Annotated in this window: 20 protein-coding genes; 5 read left to right on the forward strand and 15 right to left on the reverse strand. The window is 36.4% G+C overall.

Features of this window, described 5'->3' with window-relative positions; genetic code table 11:
- Window positions 1-229: 229 nt before the first annotated feature.
- From CYJ72_RS05040 to CYJ72_RS05075, 8 genes are all read right to left on the reverse strand, one after another.
- Complete coding sequence (locus CYJ72_RS05040) at window positions 230-1,450, reverse strand: ATP-binding protein (RefSeq protein ID WP_284630818.1); 1,221 nt, start codon at window positions 1,448-1,450, stop codon at window positions 230-232.
- 155 nt (window positions 1,451-1,605) lie between these two features.
- Window positions 1,606-2,697: an alpha/beta hydrolase gene (locus tag CYJ72_RS05045; protein WP_066124764.1), complete on the reverse strand. Its 1,092-nt coding sequence runs from the start codon at window positions 2,695-2,697 to the stop codon at window positions 1,606-1,608.
- 85 nt (window positions 2,698-2,782) lie between these two features.
- The gene (locus CYJ72_RS05050; RefSeq protein ID WP_284630819.1) at window positions 2,783-3,634 is read right to left on the reverse strand and encodes an SWIM zinc finger family protein; all 852 of its coding nucleotides are present in this window, start codon (window positions 3,632-3,634) and stop codon (window positions 2,783-2,785) included.
- 415 nt (window positions 3,635-4,049) lie between these two features.
- Window positions 4,050-4,394 carry a type II toxin-antitoxin system PemK/MazF family toxin gene (locus CYJ72_RS05055; protein ID WP_066124768.1) on the reverse strand — a complete coding sequence of 115 codons (345 nt, stop codon included), beginning with the start codon at window positions 4,392-4,394 and terminating at the stop codon, window positions 4,050-4,052.
- Window positions 4,394-4,624 carry a type II toxin-antitoxin system PemI/MazE family antitoxin gene (mazE, locus tag CYJ72_RS05060; protein ID WP_066124770.1) on the reverse strand — a complete coding sequence of 77 codons (231 nt, stop codon included), beginning with the start codon at window positions 4,622-4,624 and terminating at the stop codon, window positions 4,394-4,396. Before mazE ends, CYJ72_RS05055 begins: the two co-directional genes overlap by 1 nt.
- 377 nt (window positions 4,625-5,001) lie before the next feature.
- Entirely contained in the window at window positions 5,002-5,871 is an 870-nt protein-coding gene (locus CYJ72_RS05065; protein WP_066124772.1) for a carbohydrate ABC transporter permease, read from the reverse strand.
- Window positions 5,871-6,797 (reverse strand): carbohydrate ABC transporter permease, encoded by a 927-nt coding sequence (locus CYJ72_RS05070; protein ID WP_066124774.1) that lies wholly within the window; start codon window positions 6,795-6,797, stop codon window positions 5,871-5,873. The genes CYJ72_RS05065 and CYJ72_RS05070 overlap by 1 nt, the downstream gene beginning before the upstream one ends.
- Window positions 6,798-7,019: 222 nt before the next feature.
- Window positions 7,020-8,303: an ABC transporter substrate-binding protein gene (locus CYJ72_RS05075; RefSeq protein WP_066124777.1), complete on the reverse strand. Its 1,284-nt coding sequence runs from the start codon at window positions 8,301-8,303 to the stop codon at window positions 7,020-7,022.
- 417 nt (window positions 8,304-8,720) lie between these two features.
- Here CYJ72_RS05075 and CYJ72_RS05080 point away from each other — a divergent pair, with 417 nt between their 5' ends.
- Window positions 8,721-9,185: a hypothetical protein gene (locus tag CYJ72_RS05080; RefSeq protein WP_284630820.1), complete on the forward strand. Its 465-nt coding sequence runs from the start codon at window positions 8,721-8,723 to the stop codon at window positions 9,183-9,185.
- 198 nt (window positions 9,186-9,383) lie between these two features.
- On the opposite strand, the gene CYJ72_RS05085 is transcribed toward CYJ72_RS05080, so the two are convergent.
- Both CYJ72_RS05085 and CYJ72_RS05090 read right to left on the reverse strand, forming a co-directional pair.
- Window positions 9,384-9,575: a hypothetical protein gene (locus CYJ72_RS05085; protein WP_101813291.1), complete on the reverse strand. Its 192-nt coding sequence runs from the start codon at window positions 9,573-9,575 to the stop codon at window positions 9,384-9,386.
- A gap of 9 nt (window positions 9,576-9,584) precedes the next feature.
- Window positions 9,585-9,965 (reverse strand): helix-turn-helix domain-containing protein, encoded by a 381-nt coding sequence (locus CYJ72_RS05090; protein ID WP_101813292.1) that lies wholly within the window; start codon window positions 9,963-9,965, stop codon window positions 9,585-9,587.
- A 347-nt stretch (window positions 9,966-10,312) separates the two neighbouring features.
- Here CYJ72_RS05090 and CYJ72_RS05095 point away from each other — a divergent pair, with 347 nt between their 5' ends.
- Window positions 10,313-11,704 (forward strand): ISLre2 family transposase, encoded by a 1,392-nt coding sequence (locus CYJ72_RS05095; RefSeq protein ID WP_284630821.1) that lies wholly within the window; start codon window positions 10,313-10,315, stop codon window positions 11,702-11,704.
- A gap of 347 nt (window positions 11,705-12,051) precedes the next feature.
- Window positions 12,052-12,399, forward strand: a complete 348-nt coding sequence (locus CYJ72_RS05100) for an HIRAN domain-containing protein (protein WP_101813293.1) — start codon at window positions 12,052-12,054, stop codon at window positions 12,397-12,399.
- Between the two features lie 144 nt (window positions 12,400-12,543).
- Here CYJ72_RS05100 and CYJ72_RS05105 read toward each other — a convergent pair whose 3' ends face one another.
- From CYJ72_RS05105 to CYJ72_RS05115, 3 genes are all read right to left on the reverse strand, one after another.
- Window positions 12,544-14,445 carry a fructose-specific PTS transporter subunit EIIC gene (locus tag CYJ72_RS05105; protein ID WP_101813294.1) on the reverse strand — a complete coding sequence of 634 codons (1,902 nt, stop codon included), beginning with the start codon at window positions 14,443-14,445 and terminating at the stop codon, window positions 12,544-12,546.
- Window positions 14,442-16,370 (reverse strand): BglG family transcription antiterminator, encoded by a 1,929-nt coding sequence (locus CYJ72_RS05110; RefSeq protein WP_101813295.1) that lies wholly within the window; start codon window positions 16,368-16,370, stop codon window positions 14,442-14,444. Before CYJ72_RS05110 ends, CYJ72_RS05105 begins: the two co-directional genes overlap by 4 nt.
- 305 nt (window positions 16,371-16,675) lie before the next feature.
- A complete protein-coding gene (locus tag CYJ72_RS05115; protein WP_066124779.1) occupies window positions 16,676-17,704 on the reverse strand; it encodes an NAD(P)H-dependent amine dehydrogenase family protein in 1,029 nt (342 codons plus the stop codon).
- Window positions 17,705-17,787: 83 nt separating this feature from the next.
- Here CYJ72_RS05115 and CYJ72_RS05120 point away from each other — a divergent pair, with 83 nt between their 5' ends.
- Window positions 17,788-18,639 carry a MerR family transcriptional regulator gene (locus CYJ72_RS05120; protein ID WP_101813296.1) on the forward strand — a complete coding sequence of 284 codons (852 nt, stop codon included), beginning with the start codon at window positions 17,788-17,790 and terminating at the stop codon, window positions 18,637-18,639.
- A 126-nt stretch (window positions 18,640-18,765) separates the two neighbouring features.
- Here the strand turns inward: CYJ72_RS05120 and CYJ72_RS05125 are convergent, their stop codons facing one another.
- On the reverse strand, window positions 18,766-19,293 hold the full coding sequence (locus CYJ72_RS05125; RefSeq protein ID WP_180764776.1) for a GNAT family N-acetyltransferase: 528 nt from the start codon (window positions 19,291-19,293) through the stop codon (window positions 18,766-18,768).
- A 246-nt stretch (window positions 19,294-19,539) separates the two neighbouring features.
- Here CYJ72_RS05125 and CYJ72_RS05130 point away from each other — a divergent pair, with 246 nt between their 5' ends.
- Window positions 19,540-20,826: a DUF4026 domain-containing protein gene (locus CYJ72_RS05130; RefSeq protein ID WP_066124785.1), complete on the forward strand. Its 1,287-nt coding sequence runs from the start codon at window positions 19,540-19,542 to the stop codon at window positions 20,824-20,826.
- Window positions 20,827-21,304: 478 nt separating this feature from the next.
- Here CYJ72_RS05130 and CYJ72_RS05135 read toward each other — a convergent pair whose 3' ends face one another.
- Window positions 21,305-22,948, reverse strand: a complete 1,644-nt coding sequence (locus tag CYJ72_RS05135; protein ID WP_066126378.1) for a phosphoenolpyruvate carboxykinase (ATP) — start codon at window positions 22,946-22,948, stop codon at window positions 21,305-21,307.
- Between the last annotated feature and the right edge of the window lie 294 nt (window positions 22,949-23,242).

Here is a 23,242-nt window from a genome sequence, read left to right on the forward strand (position 1 = left end):
TAGTTGCTAGTTACGATTGGGTGAGAGAACAATTTTATGGTTTAGATACTTTACTTAATGCGAAAATCAGGTGAGCCAAATCAAACGACCGAAAATTAAGCACACTGCAATAAAATCGAGGATTCACCTGCACCTAATTCGTCGATTCCGTCAAGTGCTATGATATAGTCAAAGCATAGAAAAAAATCTCAAAACGTTATGATTAAAGACGTTTTAAGATGTATCATCATTACAATTCTTTTATAGAATACACGAGTGTATCTTCTGCTAACAAATAATTTCGCTCCACTTGTGCCAAAATTGTTTTTAGTCCTACTTCGTAACCTTCTGCTTTGTCTAGAATCGACATATGCTTGGTCATTTTTATATTTGGACTTGCTGTATGTTTGATTTCAATGGGATATAGTACTCCGGAATCTTCAATAATTAAATCAATTTCCTTTTTATCTTTGTCACGATAAAAATAAATAGGATAATGACTGATTCCTTGATTACTATAAGATTTAATAATTTCGGATACACAATAGTTTTCTAATATTGCTCCAGCAAAAGCTCCATTCTGAAGAGTCTTGGCCGTAGTCCATCGTCCCAAATATGCGACTAAACCAGTATCAAAGAAATACAAAACAGGTGCTTTTGTAACGCGCTTTAATTGATTGTTGGAGAAAGTTGGAATAATATAAATCAATCCACTTGCTTCCAAGATACCAATCCAAGCTTTTACTGTTTTTTGATCCACTCCTACTTCTTGTGCGATATTTGCATAATTCACTTCTTGACTAGTTCTTGCAGCTAAAATTGAAATAAATCGATTAAAAAGATTTAAATCTTGAATGACTATCAACTGTCTAACATCTCTTTGAATGAAAGTAGTCAAGTAACTCGAATAATACATTTCCCAATCCATCTCTGGTCTGCGATAAAGTTCTGGTAAAGAACCACGATGAATAATTTCCCATAGTTGTGAGTAATTTAACTCAGAATGGGACTCGTGTATTGACGACGTAGAGGGAACGAATGGGTTGGTTTGACTATGTCCTATAATTTCCTGAGTTGATAGTGGCTTTAACTCCATGATTCCAACTCTCCCAGCTAGACTTTCACTTACATTTTGCATTAATGAAAATGTCTGTGACCCTGTTAAGATAAATTGTCCGACCTCATCGCTTGAATCAACAATTCGCTTTAATTCTGAAAAAATTTCAGGACACATCTGTACTTCGTCAATAATCAATTTACCTGGATGATTGATAAAAAATAATTTTGGATCATTTGTGGCTAATTGTAACTCATTGATATCATCAAATGTTATATACTCATATTCTGCCCCGTACAATTCTTTTAATAATGTTGACTTTCCTACTTGTCTCGGACCCGTAACTAATGCGATTTTAAACGTTGAAACGATTTTTTCTATTGCTTTTTCAGCTGTTCGCTTAATGTATGCCATGCGCTCACCTCATATTATAAAATACGACCAAAATGGAATTCAATTCCATTTTAGTAGAAAAAACAGTTATTTTCCACCAAAAACCCGACCAATCTGGAATCCAATTCCATTTTGGTCGGGTTTTTCATCTTTTTTGAGCATTTTATACTTTCACACTACAAAGCCGAATCATAAAACTCTACAAACTTACTTACGACAGACTCATCCAGTGAATGACTCCACTTTTCGCGGTCAAGGTGTGTTAGAACATAGCTTGTTTTCGCTTCATCTCGTAAGGCTTCGCCTACTTCATCATAATTAAACGAGAATGAGTGGACGTAGGTGTTCATGCCGTCTACAAACTCATTGATATAAGTGTCATCTCTGAATAAGTGATTATGACCTCGGTCTTCATAAAGCACAAATTCAAAACGATTATCCTCACTATATTGTTCGTAAAACGAATCATACCCATAAGCCATCGGTACCACTTCATCATCTTGACTTTGCACAATCATAATCTTGGCATTCGTATTGCCAAAACCTTCTAAAGCCGTCTTAGTGGCATAATCTCCAAATTTAATGCGTTCATACAAATTAACAAATGGCATCATCACTTCAATACCGTCGCCAGCTTCTTGACGGCCAACTACTTCAAAAATATCCGAAGATTGATTAAAGGCCGCTACCGTAATGACTGCTTGAACATCAGGTTGAAAATTTAATACATTGCCCGCACTATAACCGCCCCAACTGTGGCCAAATAGCATGAGTGGCAAGTCCTTCAACTGGTCTTGAGTTTTAACAAAACGAATCGCATAATCCAAGTCAATAGCTCCTTGTGGGAAACCACCTACACCTTCCCCTTCACTCTCATCAGTTCCGGTCGCATCATAGGTAAATACATAATAACCATTCGTCGCAAAATAATCAGCTAAATCCATGTAAGAATTATGTCCACCGTCACCATAGCCATGGGCTAAGACAATGACCCCTTTTTGGTTCGTACCTTTTTGATATAAATACCCCATGAGCTTTTGTTCATCATCAGAAGAAAATGGCATTTCCGTTCGTTGTAAGCCATCAAAATCTTTTACTTCTAACATTAAGGGCGCAAAACTTTCTTGTCGTCCTGAAATATTTTCCTGGTAAGTAAAAACGGAAAATGCTGCAAATGCCACCACTAATACCATCATCACTATAGCTAGTCCAATAAGTAACTTTTTCCAGATTGAGCCCTTTTTCGGTGTTTTCGTTTTATTATGCATGTTCATGACCTCTTTTCTTTTGACAAGCAACATCTTTCGCTAAACAAACAACATATCAAGCCTCAAATATCATTTAATTTTGATTTTAAATGGAGTTGGCTCTTTCTGCTACAATCGTTCTTAATTTTTCTACTTGTGTTTGGTATCTTTCATCATTCGATGCTATCGCTAATTGATTAAATGTGTCAACATAATTTAAATAATTAGGCGCTTCCTTGATAATCGTCTTTAATTGAGAGAGAGAAGCTTCAACAGAATAACTATAGTCAATACCGCCGGTGACCTCTTTATTATTCAGATTCTTTAATATATAACAGATAATGTCAAAAGATAAATCGAATTGTTTTTTCTTCACTATCGGAGGTACATGATAGTTAATATATTCTTCTAACTCGAAATCGGGGTTGAATATCTCACCGTCATCATCGTCGTCATCATAAAAACTAGAGTGATCATTCATTGGGTTGCCTAACTCTAACATCAAATCAATATCGGATATATAGGTGTTCCTATTTTCGAGAACATGGTTTGGATTATATTTCATTCTAAATGAATGTTCTAAATGAGTTTCTTCCTCGAATAGTTCTAGTAAATATTGGACTAAATCTGCTTTTGGTAAATCATTTAACATCTCTTCTAACGGGCGATTAGGCGACGTCTTATCCTGTTGTGTCTGCCCTTCGATGATACTTTCATAACAAAACATCACCGTTGCAATATGATGACAGAGCCCATTACTTGGATTACAATCACATGAACATTGAGCACTTTCTATATCATAACGACTATTCAAGACAATCTCAATTTCATGTTCTGCTAAATCGACTACCTTGGCATGAATATTATTTTCTCTTTTTATAAAACTTTTTACAGCATGATTGATAAAATCTTGGTGTCCTCTGTCAAGATTAACTTGTTGAAACTTCTTTCGCCACATATTCTATCTCCTTTTGCGCATTATTATCCTATATTTATTATGACAATTTTCAGTTGGTTTTTCAATTTAAGACACTAGAATATACTGAATCAAATGAAAGAACTAGTGGCAAGACATCAACTTAAAAAATTTAGTCAAGTTAATGCTAGCTAATTATAAGGACAGTCGTTGAGCAGCATCAAATGTCACCTTAAGGACTTGTTTGAGGCCCCTCTCAACTTTACAAGAAGTGTACAGACGAAGCTAAACGATTTAATTTCCAACTTCTTGCCAACTTCGACCTGTAGGGATAGGCAGAAGAAGAAAAAGTTATGTGATTTTCTACTTCTGGTGCACTCACAACTTTTCGGGGACGAACAAACGAAGCAAAAACTATACAATATCCAACTTCTCACTCACTCTCCAGCACTAAAAACTAATTAAAAATATATTGAATAATTTGATCGACTCTTTGAATATACCCTTCAGGCAACTTTTCAATGAATTCTACTTGTCTACTATTGAAGTCCAACGATTTTAATTGTGGAATAACAATTTGACCCTTTGTTTTTATCATATGGGGCAATTGAACCCTTGTTGGATAATTAAGCTGTGTTGTTGTAATTGGACACACAATAGCAAATCCTGTCGTTCGATTAAAATCATGTCTTGATACGACTAATGCTGGTCTTCTTTTTTGAATTTCTTTTCCTGCTGAAGGATCAAAATCGAACCACACGATATCTCCTTTTGATGGAACATAGCTATTTACTTCTAACATTACCATACCTCATTTCCTGAAGTTGGTATACCTTCTAACACTTCCGCTTCGTAATAGGCACCATCTTCAGCTACCAAAAATGGATCTTCAACTTTAGGCGTCAAAATAATACTCCCATCATCTAGATAAGTAACAAAATACTCCTTTTGACTTTGTAATTCTATATTTTCAGCTACTGGTAAAGTTACTACGATTGAATTGCCTTGTGTTCTTGTTTTAGTTGTTAACATGTTATCACCTCGCATCTATTATATCAGCAACATTCGGTGTAATCAACAAATAATAATGTTACCAGTTATTTAAAATAACATTATAGTAACTAAGTGATTTTCTCTCATACAATTTTCTCTCATCTCCTAAACAGCAGTCGTTCAACCTCTCTTTGGTCTACAAAAACGACCACCCACAGGTAATCGTTTCAACATTCTATTTCAATGCTTGTACTGCCTCTGCTACTTTCTGACGACAGGTTGAGTAAATCACTTCAATACCAGGCGCATCTTCCCCTGATAATAATTGTTCCAACCGGTAATTATGCATCAGCCACTCTCCATCTCAATGAACCCCCGCATGAATGTGGCTTATGAGGTTGATAAAATTTCACCTATTACTTAATCGCGCCGTCAACCATTCCTTTAAGGATTTGTTTTTGTGCTAATAAGAAGACGATGATGATCGGAATCATAATCATTAAACTAGAAGATAAAATCATATCCCATTGCTTGGTATAAGAACCCGCAAAGTTTGATAAAGCAATCGGTAATGTTTGAATTTCATTTCCCACTCCTAATAACTGAATAGGGAGTAAGTAGTCGTTCCAAATCCAAATACCATTTAAAATGATAATCGTCATGTAGATTGGTTTCATAATTGGCATGACCACATAGAAGAAGGTTTGGAATTTATTAGCACCGTCAATTTCGGCAGCTTCTTCAATTTCCAATGGCACCCCTTTTAAGAATCCATGGAACATAAAGACCGATAACCCCATACCAAAGCCGATATAAGCTAAGATTAGTCCAGGGTAGGAACGTAACAATGACACACTAAATAACGGTTGTGTAATATTGACTGAAAGTGTTCTAAACCAAGAAATCAATGGGTACATCACCACTTGGAACGGAATAACCATCGAAGCTACAAATAAATAAAAGATAACATTGGAAGTTTTAGATTTATACCGTACCAAGCCCCATGCAGCTAGTGAACTAAATAATGAAATTAACGTCAAGGACAATACCGTAATAATAACTGAGGATAAAAATGATCCGCGGTAATCAATTGAAGGATTATTCCAAATTGAAATAAAGTTTTCCCATATTTTACCCCAATTTTCTGGTAATGATAAAGGATTGAGTAATATTTCACGGGAGGACTTAGCTGAGTTAATAGTAATTAGCAAAATCGGTGAAATAAATAATACGAACACGAGTAAAGAAAAAACTTCTAACAAGATTTTGGGCCATTTTGCTTTCATTACATTTCAACCTCCTGACGTTTGGTAATAGTCGTTTGCGTTAAACTAATCACCACTAAAATGACGAATAAAATAACGGCTCGTGCTTGTCCTAAAGCTAATTTATTTTCAACCGATGCCGTATTATAAATATTCATCGTCATAAATTCAGTTGACTTAATGGCTGCTCCATTCCACATCATAGAAGGACCACCACCTGTTAAGGACACGTTCACATCGAACATTTTGAATGAGTTATTAATCGTTAAGAATAATGAGACCGTAAAGGCTGGCATAATCATTGGGAATGTAATATGACGTAATTTTTCCCACCAATTAGCCCCGTCCAATGACGCTGACTCATATAATGATTGCGGTACATTTTGTAAACCAGCATAATAAATCATCATAATATAACCGGCATACTGCCAGGTCGATGTCATTACCAATGCCATAACTGCTAATTTAGGATTACCCAAGAATAGATTGTTCGCTAACCAATCAAAGCCTATCGTTTTTCCAATATTCGGAAAGACATTATTGTAAATAAATTGCCAAATATACCCTAACACAAGTCCACCAATTAAGTTCGGAATAAAGAAACCAGCACGGTAAACATCGCGTGCTTTAACCTTACTGGATACAATCATCGCTAAGGTGAACCCAACAATGTTAATGGTAATAATATTAAAAAATGCGAAAATAAAGGTCACCATCACGGAATAACGATAACGAGAATCCGCAAAACTATCAAAGTAGTTTTGTAGTCCTTTTAAATTAGCTTCCGGTTTAATAATACCGCCCCAATCCGTAAATGAATAATAAATCCCCATGAAAAATGGAATGAAAATTACTAAAATTAATGAGATAAAGGCCGGAGCGACTAATAACCAGAAATTCCGTCGTTGACGTTTACTTCTCTTTGCGATATATCCTTTTTCTGCCATAAAATTCCCCTCCTTAAAGAATGGGAGTGGGCTAGAAGTAGAAAATCACATGATTTTCGCTTCATATGCCCACTCCTTCACAGTTGAGTCAGTATAAAGTAGGTCCTTTCCTTAGGACACCTTATTTGACACTACCAAACCACTGTGTTTTTATATCACGATTAGAGATCGAGTCAGAAATTGAATCATTTCTAACCTGATGCAAGTTTAACTAAATTACAATTATTCACCTAATAAGCTTGGAATTTTAGCAATTTCTTCTGTCATCAATTTAATGAATTCAGCTTTGTCAATATTTCCTTGAGCAAATTGTCCATAGATTGGTCCTAAGTTATTCATACCAAATCCATCTGGTGTAAAGTAGATTGAGTCAAATGAATAAACAGGTTTTTCATCAGCAACCCATTGTGCTAAGAAAGCAGACATTGGTGCTTCTGGTGATTCAGTTGTTGTTGAGAATGCTGAAATCATATTGGCTTGGTTAACGATATAATCTTGACCTTCAGGTGTTGAAACCATGTCATTGAAGAACTTCGTAATAGATTCCATTGCTGCTGATTCTTTATTTACAACATAGTATGAAGGTGCTCCGATGAATAATCCATCTGCATTGGTATCAGTACCTAAAGTTTGATAAGGGATGAATCCCATCGCAAAGTCAGCTTCTAATTCTTTTAAGTTAGGATCTTTCCAGTTACCTTGGTGTAAGAATGCTGCTTGACCAGATGCAAAAGCGATATCCATGTCTTCTTGAGTACCAACTGTTAACATTTGTTTTTCAGTGTGATTGAATAATAATTCAACCCAGTCAGCATAGTCTGCCATACGTTGTTCATCGACTTCACCTTTCAAGGTTTGTTCTACAACAGAACGGTCACCATTTTCTAAACCTCCGCCTAAGAATGCGTTAAAGTCGTGGTTCCCCATAATCCATGTTTCGCCTTCTTTAGTAGCATTTGCGACAACCGTTGTTAAGCCTAATTCTTCTTTACGGTTTTCTAAGTCTTCCATCGCTGCTTTTAATGCTTCAAATGAATCTAAAGTCGCTGGATCAATTCCTGCTTTTTCTAATAAATCAGCATTATAAGCTAAACCATACCCTTCAACAGATACTGGGAAGCCATAAACGTCATCACCTTGTTTAAACTCAAATTCAGTTTGGTCTACCCAATCACCTTCTAGCGGTGTTAAGAAATCAGCCCACATATCATATCCAGCTTGACCTTCAATAACAAACACGTCAGGACCATCTCCAGCAGTGAAGTCTGCTTTTAATTGGTCACCTAATGTACAAGAACCAGAACAAACTTTAATCGTCACATCGACTCCATTAGCTTCTCCCCATAACTTAGCATAATTCGTTAAGGCTTCTTGTGTTTCACTTTTATTTGAATATAAAGTGAACGCATCAGCACTTGACGAAGCCGCTGAAACTGATGGGACCGAAAGCATCGTTGCTGCTGCTAAAACTAACCCTGCACGTTTGAAAAATGGAAATTTAACCATATTTTTTCCCCCTAGATAAGTAATATTTATCCTCATTATAGCATTATAAACGTTTTCGCGAAACCGTTTACAAAGTTAAATAATTATGAGAAAGATTAGCACTCTGTTTTCTAAAAAACATTCAATCAATCGCTTTTTATTGAAAATAGCATGTTTTTTACCAACAGAGCGTTTCTAAGCTATTTTGTTCTAATAAAGGGTGTAGAAAATCAACAACACCTTAATAGGATGTTGGAAAACCTTGATAAATCAATCTTTTTGAAGTGACTAAAGTTAATTACCGATTCATTTTGAGGATATTATGATAATGTCTTGTTTAATATCGCAGTAAGAATTTTTTGAAAAACGGAACTGGTTCAAAAAATTCTGTTACCGTTAACAGTTTTTACCATTATCGCATTAGTTTTTTTCGGTTTCATGACCTATAGCCTGGGTCAAGGTGATCCTATTATAGTTCAGGGTATTCCATTCTACCTTCATGCCAATAGTGCCTTTGAACAAGATAAACAAATTCGTCCGAGTGATTTCGACTTTGATGACGGCGGCTCCGGGGATATGCCTGTTAACCTCTATATTGCAGAGGTGTCCGAAGCCAATCGTCTCTTTACTAGTCCTGAGGAATTAAAGGAACTGCTTGTCGAACGTCGAGAATCTCCACTAGCTGAAATAACTTACCTTGCCAATGTAGTCGAACGATCACGTCGACCTATTAAAGATTCCGAAAATTATGAAACTGAAGAGGTCGAGAAAATTACTCAAGAATTTGTGACCAACACCATCAAAGCATCCGATATTGAACGCTTGGGATTAATGGAGGCTTATCATCAGACACTCGATGAAATCGAAAAGACACTAGACGAATATGAATCGAAACAGCCTTAATCATATTAGGGCATGAAATTAAATTAGAAGACCAAATAATTTTCATTAAGTTAAGCAGAATTTTATTCCAGCTGCCACAAACATAAAATTAGCAGCCAGCTAGGTGTCCTTTACCTAACCGGCTGCTTTCGCTATTAATTTTTTATCGATACACTCTTCTAAGACTTTCTCATTAAATCGGACATAGTCCTTCGCAAATTAAAACACTTCGAGTAACATCATGATTAAATAGACAATACCAAATCCGAAAAAGCCAGAGGCAATAAAGAACATCAGTGACTGATAAGGTCTTTTGCCGGATTCGCCGATTTTATCAATTTCATCCAAACGGTCACCATTCATGAAGGCTTCAATCTCACGATAGGTTTGAATATCAAATTCACTTTTCACACGTTCAACTCAAATGCACTGTAAGATAGTAATAGCCAAGATTGGTAGCCAAACATAGAGTGCCTTCCAATTCATATAATGAAATAAAATTGGTAAGCTGATGACTGATAGTAACAGTAGTCCTCCATAAACAATCGACATTGCTTTCATTTTTTGAATATCCGTTGAATTGATTTTCTCTTTCATAATTTCTAAATCCCCTTTTAATAATTGATCCATTGTAATATCGAACACTTCACCTAATCGTAACAAACTATTGATATCTGGATAACTTTTATTATTTTCCCAATTCGAAATCGTTTGTCTGGTTACATACACTTTTTCAGCGAGTGCTTCTTGCGATAAATTTAATTGTGTGCGGTGCGTTTTAATTCGTTCATCAATTTCCATGAGTGGCCTCCTTTCACTTATCAGTTAACCCTATTGATGCTAATCGCGCTATCGAAGGTCTTTGACATCGGGGATTTTGGGATGTCAAAACCCTTTTACGTGCTGATACAATCGCATTCTATAGCGAATAACTGAGTTTCACTATTATTATTTTAACTTATTTCTTTTGTTAACTAAAACAATATACTTTGATTTTTGACTAATAATTTGAATCTAAACTTGTAATTATCATTACAAATAAAAGCTTCACTTAGTGTAAAATAACTGTTGGTCAGCTAAAAGCAAAAAAGATAATCCTCTGCTATACTGTAAGTAGTCTAAACACACAGAAAGGTAGAGGATTGTCCATGAGTATTATAACACAAATTATGCAAAAAATTAATGAAATGATGGCAGATTTATATAATCAAGCGATTCAAGGTGAAGTAGACTTTTCAACATGCATCAAAACCATTAGCGATACGATGCGTCAACTCTCAGTCGATTTAGGAGAAGATCTCTGTACAACAATTGAGGAATCACTCTTTGAAAGTCCTGGAAGAAAAGCAAGATATAGCGTTCATCGTTGCGATGATGAAAAAACAATCTCCACACTGATCGGTGACATTAAACTCTCAAGGCGTTATTACAAAGATAAACAAACGGGTGAGTTCTGCTATTTATTGGATGACTTCTTATCGCTCACGCCTCACCAGCGCATGGATATTGATCTAGAAGCAGCCATTTACGAGAAGGCTAGTAAGCATTCTTATCAAGAGACCATTGATAGCTTCGAACATATCGGGATTTATAGTCGTCAGACAGTCAAGAATATTGTACATAAGTATAGCCCAGATTCTGTTGCGTTGCCGGTGGAAGCAAAGCGTCAGGTAGACTGCTTATATATTGAAGCCGATGAAGACCATGTAGCTTATCAAGATGGGAAGAATCGGGAAATGCGCTTGGCGTATGTTCACGAAGGATACAAAGAAAATTTAGAATCAAGTGACCGAAAAGAATTAAATATTAGTCGCATATTCACAGGGTTATACGAAGATAGCGAGGAATTGTGGGAAGATATTTATTACTATCTCGACCAACAATACGATTTAGCAGCCTGTCCGCTCCTTTATTTAAGTGGAGACGGGGCTCACTGGATTAAGAAAGGGTTGGACTATCTACCGACTCAGACGCGCTTTGTTCTTGACCCTTATCATACGGTTAAACACCTTCGTCAGGCATGTGTTGGTATCAGTAATGATCATTTATACGCCACTTTACATCGTTGGCTTTATACAGGTGAAAAAGGCTATTTACAGGACTACTTCCAAGTGCGACTCAGCGATCCGTCGCTACCGGACTCTTCGAAACAAACGCTTCAAAAGGTTCGTCGCTATCTAATAGGCAATTGGGATTCTATTCAAAGACAAAGGGACCCTCAATATATCGGTTGTAGTGCCGAAGGTCACGTCAGCCATTGGTTAAGTGCTCGTTTAAGTTCGCGACCGCTAGGATGGAGTAAAACAGGAGCAGAAAACATCGCTAAAGCCCGTGCTTATGACTTAAATGGTGGCGATTTAAAAACTTGGGTAACAAATCAAATTAAAACAAAAGAAAGAAAAAGAAGAGTAGAGAAATTAGATGGCCGTGTGGGACGGAAATACGTTCGTCAGTATGATTGGAATGGTAAAATAGCCATTTTACACTATTCCAATAATACACGAAGTCGCCAGGCTTTTGGGACAATCGCTGGTTATTGAAATCTAGTAGATTGAAGCCAGTATTCATAATGATAGCTAAAGGCGATGAAGTGAATGCTTGATAGCGAGCAACGGCATGGTACTGGCGTCTAGCGAGACTGGATTGGCTATAGGGAATGCCTCCCTAAAGACTTCCAGAACCCATTATGCCGCTAGAGGTTCGCTATAAAGGATATCGATTAAAATATGGAATCCATGAAACTGGGTTCAGATAATTAGTAAAAAGTATGGTAGAGGAAAACCAACAATAAATTGACACTATCAAGCTTCAAACAAGCCTTGGTCTTTTAAAATATTTAAGTTATACTAAAGATAAATTAAATACATTAATCTAGGAGTCGCAAGCGATGTGCATGATTCATTTTGAACCTAGTCCTTTTTTAACTGATTTTCATCTTGGAGGTTTTGCTTATTATGACGGTTTAGATGTCATCGACGAATTAAAACTCGGTCAAAAAGTAGAATTAGCCTATGAGGCCAATAATCCACATGACCCACAAGCGATTGCGATCCTATATAAAGGCAAAAAATTAGGGCATGTCCCTTCTGCCAAAAATGTTTTCTTATTTGCACTCATTTATTTTGGCTATGGCGATATTTTACAAGCACGTATTCAAATGGCTGATACCCAACCCCATCCTGAACGTCAATTTAGAGTGGTCGTCACTATCAAAGATAATCGTTCAGAAAAATAGCGGACCAGTAACTAAAATTTATTGGATATTCGTGACACCTACCCCAACCATAACAAAATAAAACCACCTTCCCAGTTCATGATGCACTCTAATTTAAAGTGCTCCCTGATGGGCGAGGTGGTTTTTAACATCTCTAAACTTGAATTATTTCACTGTTTTTAAAATATTGTAGACTTCTTCTTTGGTGTTGGCATTGATTAAGTCATTTTTAAATTGTGCATCCATTAATTTTCGAGAGAGTATTTGTAATATTTTAAGGTGCATATCGCCTTTTTGTTTTTCTGGTACTAAGATTAAAAAGGCTACTTTCACATTTTCACCGTCTAAACTTTGCCAATCAATACCATTTTGGGATTTACCAAAAATTACCGTTGGTTCTTTAATAGCATCCGATTTTGCGTGTGGAATCGCAATACCTTCACCTAAACCCGTTGTCCCTTGAGTTTCTCTTACTTTAATGGCCTCAAGTACTGCCGATTGATCTGAAATTCTGTTTTTCAATGAAGGTAATGAGATTAATTCATTAAAGGCTCCTTCTTTGGCTTCACTTTGGATGTCCAAAATAATCATTTCTTCTGTCATCAAATCAGTCAACGCAATTGATTCTTGAGCTGTTTTTTCGGATTGTACAGGCGCTGCAACTGGCTCTAGGCTGGCTGTTTCAATTTTTGGCATTAATAAGCGAATCATGACAATTGTCACCACAACCCCAATCGCAACGGCAACGAAGAACATAAAGACATTATCAACTGCACCTAAAACGGCTACGATGGGTCCACCATGTGCGACGTGGTCTCCTACACCAAAAATCATCCCAATAATCGAACCAACCATTGAACCTACAACAATAGAAGGAATAATTCTCGCTGGATTTTTGGCAGCAAACGGAATCGCCCCTTCAGTAATACCGAATAATCCCATAATAAACGATGCTGTCCCTGCTTGACGATCAGCTTCAGTAAAACGATCTTTTAAGATATGTGCGGCTAATCCAACTGCAATCGGTGGTATACAAATAGCTACGGCAACCGCCCCCATAATAGTATAAACACCTTCAGCAATTAACCCTGAACCAAATAAGAACGCGGTTTTATTGAAAGGTCCTCCCATATCAACGGCGACCATGGCCCCTAAAATACCTGCAAGAATAATCGAGTTTGCCCCGTGCATACTAGCCAATAAGCTAGTCAATCCTGAGAATAAAGAAGCTACTGGTTGCCCGATTAGGTAAATGAATAAGAGCCCTACAATAACGGTCGAGAACACAGGAATAATAATTATTGGCATAATCGAATTCAACGCTTTAGGAACTGGAATTTTCTTAATCATTTTAGCAACATATCCTGCTAAGAATCCCGCAATAATCCCTCCGATAAATCCAGTATTGGCTTCTGAACCGTAGAATGAACCATTCACTGCGATAAATCCACCAATTACCCCTGGCACTAACCCTGGTCTATCGGCTATCGCATAAGCAATAAATCCTGATAAGATTGGCACCATAAAGCCCATCGCAGCGCCACCGATACCATTAATATGAGACCAAAAGCTCCCTTCAGGAATCGAAAATCCTGCTTCGGTCGGCACACCACCAAGTGATAAGGCAATCGCAATTAACAATCCACCCGTTACGACAAACGGCACCATATAAGAGACACCATTCATTAAAGCGCGATATAAAATGTTCCCACTATCTTGACTATTTGATTTATCACGCGTGGTTCCTTGATAGACTTTCCCTTTACCTGCTAAGATATCTTGAATCAATTGTTGTGGTTTATCAATCCCCACTCTAACGGGTACTTCAATAATTCTTTTACCAGCAAAACGAGATTTCTCAATATCTTTATCTGAAGCAATAATAATCCCTTCAGCTTGATTAATTTCTTCTTCCGTAAATTGGTTTTCAATCCCAATTGATCCATGGGTTTCTACCTTAATATCGACTCCTAAAGTTTCGCCCGCTCTTTCTAAATTTTCAGCGGCCATATACGTATGCGCAACGCCGACTGGACAGGCGGTAATCGCTAATATTTTTTGACTCATTTTTTTCTTTCCTTTCCAATAAATAATTCTTTTGCTTCTGATTTCGAATTCAGTTGTAGAATCGATTGCTTAAATGACTCTTCCGAAATCAATAAATTAAATGATTTATAAAAACAAGAAATATCTTCTACCTCATCCGGATTTAATGCCATGAGAAAGGCCACCTTAATGGTATTACGCCCCCACTTGATGCCTTCCGGATTGATATAAATTCCGACCACTGACTTTTCAATATATCGCGAATCGCCATGTGGCATCGCAAAATAATCAATGGCTGTGGTGGTCAACGCTTCACGTTTTAACACACTTTCTAGAAACCCAATAGAAGCATAGCCTCTAAAAATCAATTGGCTCACCATAAACTCGATAATCGAGCGTACATTTTCATTTTGACCTTTTGAAAAAAAGATTAAGTTCGGATCGGTGTATTTTCTAAAATAATCCTTACCTTTGATTAAACTGCGATCTATTCGGTGCTGAATCGCTTTAATATCATCCCCTGTTAATAAAGGATTAACATAAATCACATCGTTCATGGGTGAGTTAATCGGGATGGTACTAATAATCGTTTTATCAGAAGTCAAAATTTCACGCAAATTATTGATGCCGATGATATCCGTAATGTTAATTTTTTCACCGAACTTTTGAATAATTCTTTGTTCTAATAACTTCGCTGTTCCAAAACCACTGGCACAAACTAAAACGACTTCTAACTGTTCTTTACGAGTCCTCTCAAAAAAGGCTTGGATATGAATCGCGATATAGGTTATTTCATCGACATTAATCGCAAAATCCGTTTGGTCTGATAAATCTAAACCAATCTCGATAGCTAAATTATAAGATGTCGTATATTCCTTCTTAATTTTATCTTTGTAGGGATTTTTAATGCGAATATTTTTTTGTAATCTCTTTAATGTCGTATTCAGATGAAAGGATAAATCTCTAATTAATTCATCATCTGGATTAATTTGCATTAAATACCGTCCGAATGTTTGTGCTATTTCTGTTCCATACTCTAGTTCGTTGAGTTCTATTTTCGATCGTTGATGAATTGAACGATTAAAAATGGCTTCCATATGAATATTTAAATACACTTTCTCATACTCAGGGAAAGTCATTTGAAATTCCTGCTCTATTTTGGATACAAATTCTTCAGTTAATTGGTGAAATTTTTCTTTCGTGGCCACGTTTACGGCTAACTGATTTTTGTTGATGCGGTCAATTGCGATTGCCGTATGAATGATTAAAGATTGATACTGATAATCTGAAATCTCAATATTCTCAACAAAGATAAACTCATTGGTTAGTTTTTGGACGCGATGGATAAGCTCTTTCGAAATCATTTCTTGCGATTGCACATTTAGTGAAACATCTAAACTCAAGGTCTTTTTTTCGTAATCTAAATTTACCAAAACACCTTTCCAATAGTCTTTAATTAATTTTGATAATATTTTTCTCTTTTCAATCTCTGTCGCAATTAATTTAATACCCTTCCGGCTCCCAGTAATATTAAAACCCAGTTCATTTAAAAAATTTCTCGCATCATTAATGGTTTTTTCAACAGTACTTTTACTAATAAATAATTTATCGGCTAAAGCTTGTAAGGTTGTGTACTCTGATGTCGTAATTAAATCATTAATCAGTAAGGCCACCCGATCCTTCTCCTCGTTAATCGATAAGCGATTAAGGCGCTGCATAACTAACGCGAGAGTATTATAGTTGCCCCTTAATTTGATATTTTTATTATCCGATTTATCTAAAAATAAATTAACATCTAGATTTATCAATACTTCTTCTAATTCATTTAAATAACTTCTAATGGTTCTGGGCGTAACATGAAAATGTTCAGCCAGTTGCGCTTCAGAAATAGGGCTATTCTCTGATAAAATGTTTAACAATTCTATGGATGTATGTTCTATTCTCATTTTATTACCTCACTATAAATCACCTTTGCATTGATAATGGTCACTACCCTCCTTTTTAAAACACCCTATAATGCTATTGTATCAATCAAATAAATCTTATCATCGTAATTTTTTTCCTTCAGGTGGAAAATGATAACTATAACCATTAGCATAGAGGGAAGGAGCTCTTCTATCCCCTATGTTAACATTAATCGTGAGTCAAATAATAGAAAAGTAAAACTAAAAAACACCTCCCAATTTGATGAAGCACAACGCTAAGGCTTTGCTTCATCATTCGAGAGGTGAGCTATTTAGATTCTATTTAATTAAACATAAAGGTGCATTGGATAAGTCGTAAACTCGGTTGGACGTGCTTTTTCGGAAGTGACAAAGCCAGGCGCTGCTGCTAGCACACTCGGAATGCGGTTGACAATCGTTCCACAAGTTAAAGCAACTGTGTCCGGCTTTTTCAAGGTGAATTCCATATCGGGTTCCCCTGTAATATACCAATCACACATATCACCATCTTCTGGGCGATAGACTTTTCCAATACATTCAACTTCTAATTCAATTCCCTGATTGGTTTTAATAGTTGTAACAGCTGACATACCGGTAGCTTGACCTGCTGGTATCACGCGTCCTAATGTTTCAGATTCAATATTTTCATCTAAAGTATAAGGAACCGATTTTTGTGATATCTCAATAATAGTCCAGTTCATTTTTGAACAAATGGCTTCCGCAGCATTCCACATATAGGAAGGGAAACTTTCTGCTGAAGCAATTTCTTTATCAAACTTATCTAAATCATAACCAGCCCCATGTGCTTCTGCTAAGGCTAATCCATAATCTTCCACATTATAAGAAACGACGCCTTTAATTTTCTTCACTTGATTCATTCCGGCTAACATCAAACAAGGCATATTAATCCAATAAATATCTTGCATACCAGAACCCATAATCGTCACGCCATTTTCTTTAGCAATGCGATCTAAACGATTCGTTTCTGCCGGTGAGGTGTTCCAAGGATAAATGGCTTCCTCACAAGTAGTAATGACATTAACTTTATTTTTCAACGCCAACTCAAAAAACTCATACATTTCAGGCATATATGAGAAGATAGTCACAATCGCAATATCCGCTTGACAACTGTCAAAGACTGCTTGAGCATCATCCGAAATCTTAACTCCTGTTTTATAGCCTAATTCTGCATAATCTCCTACATCTTGTCCTACAACTTGTGGATTATTATCAATCGCCCCCACTATCTCGACATCATGCTCTACCAAATAACGAAGAATCACTTTTGACATTTTCCCACAACCATACTGAACTGCCTTCACTTTATTTAACGCCATTATCAACACTCCTTATTTGTATTTTTTATCACAATTAAAGTATAATGTCTATAGTAACTATAGAGTCAAGGAGGGTTTTTAAAATGGATAACTTATTGAAAATAGGCGAGTTTGCCCGTATTAATAACATTCCAATACAAACGTTGCGCTATTATGACACTATTGGATTAGTACCACCTTATAAAGTTGATAACTTCACAAATTATCGTTATTATCACATTAACCAATCGGCTATTATTGATATTATTCAATATTTAAGACAGCTTGATTTTTCCATTGAACAAATTAAAAGCATTCTTTCTGACCAAAATTCGCGACGCTTACTAAATGAAATTGAAGATCAAGCACAACAGTTATTGTTGGAGCATCAACAGTTGACCCAAAAATTAAAAGAACTCGATCTTTATCGGCAATCGGCTCAACTCTACATCGAACATCAAAATTGTCCTGAGCTTAGTTTTGACTATTTACCTAAACGTGAAGCACTCACCTATACCCTCGAAAATAATATTTACCAAATGAATGATGAAGGTTATGAAAAATGCTTGCGTTCATTTAAAAACACGCTCGTTAATGAACAAATTATCCCTGCTCCCTTTATGCGCATTGGGACAGTGATGGATAAACACAACTTTTGTACCCAAAACTGGTTCTCAAACAAAATGTTTATTATTAATTCCAAATTAAGTGCGACCGATACTCTAATTCCTTATACATTTCCAAAAGCGCTCTATGCAATTAGCTATTGTCATTCGTTTAAAGAAGAGCTCGAAGTATTGTCTTGTTTTTGCCAAAACATCAAAAAAGCAGGTTACCAAGTAACTGGAGATTATATTTGTGAAGTTGTCTATGAACATCCTATTCTAAATGAAAATAAACGGCATATGTTTATTCGATTGCAGGTTCCTGTGAAAAAACGAGAGAAATCGTTTTAATATAGGTAAGTTCTATCAATTTAAGTGTGGAGATTGATTGCACCCGCACTTTTTTAGTGATGAAGCTTTTATTCTGAAATGAAAAATAACTCACTTATTTTTGACAAAAGGTGCATCCCCGTTCTATTAGTCAGCCGGATTCGACTTCTGATAAATATTAATCTTTACTAATCTCGCTTCTATTTCAGAGCGTGGTCTTTCTTCTTGTCTAATGAATTCAAAACCATTTTTCTTAATCACCAAGTTGCTGCCAATATTGACATCTTCGGCTTCAATAAATATTTGGGGATACCCTAATTCAAATAAATAAGCGACTACTGCGGCAAAAGCTTCTGTCATATACCCTTGATTCCAGTAAGGTTTCCCTAGCACATAACCAACTACCGGCGATCCATCCCAAAACTTTACAATATCAATCATGCCCATTAGCTCGTCGGTCGCTTTCGATTCGATACCATAGCGAACAGTCTGTTCATCTTGATAAGCCACTAACCAATTGGTTAAGATTGCTTGAGTGGTCGCAATCGTTTCATGTGGTTCCCAAGTTAAAAATTTTGTCACTTCTGGGTCATTAGCCCAACCATTAAATATTTTCACCGCATCATCCTCAGTTAATTTTCGTAAACGTAATCGCTTGGTCTCGAGTTCTTTCATTCGCATCCCCTCCAATTATGTAATAATTTTTTCTATTATAACATAGCAGTGCTTTATATTTATAATGAATTCAACTGCCAAATTGCCACTTAAAATCTATTACTTTCAGTTATGCCGTCCTATCTGATTCTCAATTTATAATCTTAAGGCGTCCTAACAATCTCAGCGTCACTAAAAAGCACTTCTTTCTGTCACAATGATTTAATTTCGGTATAATGAAGATAATCACTACTGGGAGGTTATACGATGAGCGCACATAATAAAGCAAAGAAGATAGAAATGAAAGAACCACTCTTTCGAGAAAAAAACTCGACACTGACGATCATTTTAAATCCTCATGAGGAAATTCAGCTTTCCCACGAGTCATTTGACGTTCTCAATCAACTGGAAAATTTTGCGGTCGCTTCCGTTAAAATGCCAGCAGAAACGAAGACTCCGTTTGGGACCGTGACTTATCAATATGGTGATGCTTATCGCTTTTTCCTATTTCAATTACATGAAGCAAGCAATCTTTTGAAAGGTTTACATCTCGACGATTACGACTCTCAATATGTCCAACAATTACATTCGGCAAAGCAAGCATTAACCATCATTCTACCATTCACCCACGAGTTACAGCAGTGTTATCAATTACAACTCAGTATCGCCAATCTGTTAGTTCCGAAGATGATGGGGCTTATTGATAAAAATGCCCAACGACTCTTATGTCGCCGGCAAGTCGAAATGATTGCCCAATCGCATTATCTACCAGACCCGACAATGCTGTTTTCAATCCAAGCGGTTCAACGCTCAGGTAAAATTTGGCTTCATACACATGGGCTGATTCGCTGTCAGTTAACCGAACTTGAAATCTTGAATGTAACGAAAGACACTTACCAAGATTTTTATTATTTAATCATGCATTTAGCGACTCAATTGATTTACTTACGCTTAGAAAAGCCCAATGAGACAGTGGAGCAAACACAGATCCTAGGGGCATTCAATCAGCAGCACCCGATTGTATCCCATACGATTCCTTGGAACCAAGCCTTAAAACATTACCCTAGCCATGCACTCGGTGGTACTGATGACCGACAAGTAGACCATCATTCTTTATCCAGTTTAATTTTTATTTTACTCATTGATGAACATGATGAACAAGAATTGGTGCCTGCTGATAAAGCAAGTCATTTATTCAAACAAGACCCACTTTATACTATCCCGCCATTAGAAATTAAACGCGAAAAATTAGTAGCCCATGAACAATTTCCTCTGTTACTCAAATCCTTCAATAAACATAAAGATTCAGCTACTTGGCTGCCTTTAGTAAAAATTAGCATTCCCCATGGTGAAGATAATCAAGAAAATATTTGGTTTCAGTTAGATGAATTAACTAATGAGATGATTATCGGTAAAGCAACGCAGGATGCTGAATATTTACCGGATATCAAAACCGACACCGTCGCAACCTTTCCCTTAGACCAAATGATTGATTGGATTATTTATACACCCGAAGGTACTATCACTCCAAATGAGGCTTATCGTTTGCTGTAAAATGAATCGACAATCGTTGGCGAATCTCAAGTTCTTCCTAGCACAAAAATAGGAAGAGACGACTCAGGACTCGCCAATTTTTTCTTTTTCCTACAACTTAGCAGTTGTTATTGCATAAAATAGTCCGTTTTTTAGTTTTTTGCTTTGATTTTATGATTTTAACCTAAAAAACTCGAGGTTGGGCATCAACTTGATAAATTTAGTTAAGATTATTGTTCATTAATTAAAAGCGCAGTGGTTGAGTGGTCTCAAACTGCGTCTTTCGACTTGTTTGAGGCCAACTCAACTGTGCGGGGGTAGGCCGACGAAGCGAAAATCATTCGATTTTCTACTTCTGGTCTACTCCCTCCCATTTTTTCGCTTATCGACCTTGTCTTTCGCAATCACCCTAATCGTTTCAAAATAAAAAGGCAGGCCAATTGAAAATCAGATGATTTTCAATTGGCCTACCCGGTATCTATCTAGCTATACAGCCATTTTATTTTGCTAATTTTTCTACTAATGCATTTAAAGTTTCATAATAGCTTGCTTTTAATGGCTCTTTTTCTGCACTAATTTCTTTAATCCATTGAGCACGGTCATTTAAACGTTCATGCAATAATTTGCGATAAGCTTCATTATCAAAATCTGGTTCATACCCTTCAATTGACATATAACTTAATTCTTCTAATGGTCCAAATGGCACAAACTCTGCTCGCTCTTCGACTAAACTTTCAATAATTCCTAAAGTGACAGCTGGCGTAATTTTCTTATCCATAAAGAAACCAGTATTCAAGATATAGCCATGAACTTCTCCTGAATTGAATAATTGTTCAAATGAATCACAGTCTTCTTGTAAAGGATAAACTCTAAATGGATTCGCAAAGGGCTCAATAACCAGTTTTTCCATATTGGTTCCTGGGACCAAGTTTTCAGCTGTTGAACGTTTGGTAGTTAAAGTTAAGCCAAAAATCATCGCTAATTCAGGCCCTTCAATCTTTACTACCGGTGGTAAGGTCTCATCTTTCATTAACCAGAACACGCTATTAATTGGCACATCAAATTTATCCACCCGATTCGGTGTTGAGTAACGTGATTTGACAGTACGACCATTATTATTGCGAATATCTTCGGTAACTAATACTTTTTCGCCTGCTTCATTCAAGCTAACCCCAACGTTTTGAGCCGTTACAAAATATTTTTGTTCAGGATGTCCATAAGGATAGTCTTGCGTTTTGTCAAAGTAAGATGGCTCTAAGGCAATGGAAGAGAAATCATCCAATGAAATAACAAACGCATCATCATGAAGTACTTTAATCTCATATTTATCTTCGTGTTTTGCATGGGTTAAAGTCGATTTACCAGTACCAGATAAGCCGAAGAAGGCTGCGACGTAAGGTTTATCGCCGGTAATCATTTCTTTCATACCACCATGACAAGATACATAACCATGACGACGTGCAATCGCCCACGCTAATGTTAAAGTTCCTTTTTTCAATTCTCCAAAATAAGGTAAACCTAAGACAATAACCACATTACATTTTGGATCGAAGTAAACAAAACCGTTTGGATGGTCAGGATGAGTCCATTTTGGATCGCTATAAATTAAAATATCCGATTCATCTTCATAAACTTTACTACGTTCATACATTGCGGTCATTTGGTCAGATGCCCATTGGAAATTTAATAACCAAGAATATAAGTTGTTAATCTCTTCCGATGGTACCATCAAACGTGCTCTTACCATAAAATCTTCATCTAGTCCGACATAAGCGGTCGTGGTTAAATATTCACGCTCACGATTGGCATACAACGCATCGCGGACAATTCCTAATAGCTTTTTATCATCCTCACCCGTTCCAGAAAGATGTCTGGCTGCGGCTGTACGTCCCGTTACACGTCCTCCATTATCAACCAATACTTTAGCACCTTTTGGTAAGTCTAACTCTTCGGTATGAGCTACCTCCTGATCTAAAACAATCGTTCCCTTATAAGCAGCTGCTCTTTCATAAGCCTCACTTATCGTTTTTACTTCTTCTACATTATTCCCATAAAAGGCGGTCTCGATGGTTGATCTTAAAGCTGAAAATTGAGGATTATCTTTACCAAGTCTACTAGTTTCATACCGTGAAATTGTTGCCATATCACATTCTCCTTTTCATCTCTATTTAATTTTATATTTTTCCTTAGTTACAAACTCACTTATCAACATCAAGAATCGCTTCTATTTAATCAATAATGCTCTCTACATTCCTTTCTAAATTATTTTTCCGCTAAATTATAAAGCGCTTTCTTAATTATAATTATAACAGAGGATAGCAATTTATCAATATTATTTATATAAAATATTCGCTCCTTAACCGATTTTTTCAATAGAAAATAGCACTAGCCAAATTATCTCGACTAATGCCATTGGTATTTAACTATTTTAAATTGA

This window comes from Globicatella sanguinis (assembly GCF_002847845.2).
GTDB classification, from domain to species: Bacteria; Bacillota; Bacilli; order Lactobacillales; family Aerococcaceae; genus Globicatella; species Globicatella sanguinis.

Coding starts and splice junctions, on each gene's coding strand:
- CYJ72_RS05075 (WP_066124777.1), bottom strand. CDS start 8,303: ATGGTTAAATTTCCATTTTTCAAACGTGCAGGGTTAGTTTTAGCAGCA.
- mazE (WP_066124770.1), bottom strand. CDS start 4,624: ATGTTAACAACTAAAACAAGAACACAAGGCAATTCAATCGTAGTAACT.
- CYJ72_RS05070 (WP_066124774.1), bottom strand. CDS start 6,797: ATGGCAGAAAAAGGATATATCGCAAAGAGAAGTAAACGTCAACGACGG.
- CYJ72_RS05125 (WP_180764776.1), bottom strand. CDS start 19,293: ATGAAAGAACTCGAGACCAAGCGATTACGTTTACGAAAATTAACTGAG.
- CYJ72_RS05110 (WP_101813295.1), bottom strand. CDS start 16,370: ATGAGAATAGAACATACATCCATAGAATTGTTAAACATTTTATCAGAG.
- CYJ72_RS05090 (WP_101813292.1), bottom strand. CDS start 9,965: ATGGAAATTGATGAACGAATTAAAACGCACCGCACACAATTAAATTTA.
- CYJ72_RS05120 (WP_101813296.1), top strand. CDS start 17,788: ATGGATAACTTATTGAAAATAGGCGAGTTTGCCCGTATTAATAACATT.
- CYJ72_RS05055 (WP_066124768.1), bottom strand. CDS start 4,394: ATGTTAGAAGTAAATAGCTATGTTCCATCAAAAGGAGATATCGTGTGG.
- CYJ72_RS05080 (WP_284630820.1), top strand. CDS start 8,721: ATGACCTATAGCCTGGGTCAAGGTGATCCTATTATAGTTCAGGGTATT.
- CYJ72_RS05115 (WP_066124779.1), bottom strand. CDS start 17,704: ATGGCGTTAAATAAAGTGAAGGCAGTTCAGTATGGTTGTGGGAAAATG.
- CYJ72_RS05130 (WP_066124785.1), top strand. CDS start 19,540: ATGAGCGCACATAATAAAGCAAAGAAGATAGAAATGAAAGAACCACTC.
- CYJ72_RS05045 (WP_066124764.1), bottom strand. CDS start 2,697: ATGCATAATAAAACGAAAACACCGAAAAAGGGCTCAATCTGGAAAAAG.
- CYJ72_RS05040 (WP_284630818.1), bottom strand. CDS start 1,450: ATGGCATACATTAAGCGAACAGCTGAAAAAGCAATAGAAAAAATCGTT.
- CYJ72_RS05105 (WP_101813294.1), bottom strand. CDS start 14,445: ATGAGTCAAAAAATATTAGCGATTACCGCCTGTCCAGTCGGCGTTGCG.
- CYJ72_RS05095 (WP_284630821.1), top strand. CDS start 10,313: ATGAGTATTATAACACAAATTATGCAAAAAATTAATGAAATGATGGCA.
- CYJ72_RS05135 (WP_066126378.1), bottom strand. CDS start 22,948: ATGGCAACAATTTCACGGTATGAAACTAGTAGACTTGGTAAAGATAAT.
- CYJ72_RS05050 (WP_284630819.1), bottom strand. CDS start 3,634: ATGTGGCGAAAGAAGTTTCAACAAGTTAATCTTGACAGAGGACACCAA.
- CYJ72_RS05065 (WP_066124772.1), bottom strand. CDS start 5,871: ATGAAAGCAAAATGGCCCAAAATCTTGTTAGAAGTTTTTTCTTTACTC.
- CYJ72_RS05100 (WP_101813293.1), top strand. CDS start 12,052: ATGTGCATGATTCATTTTGAACCTAGTCCTTTTTTAACTGATTTTCAT.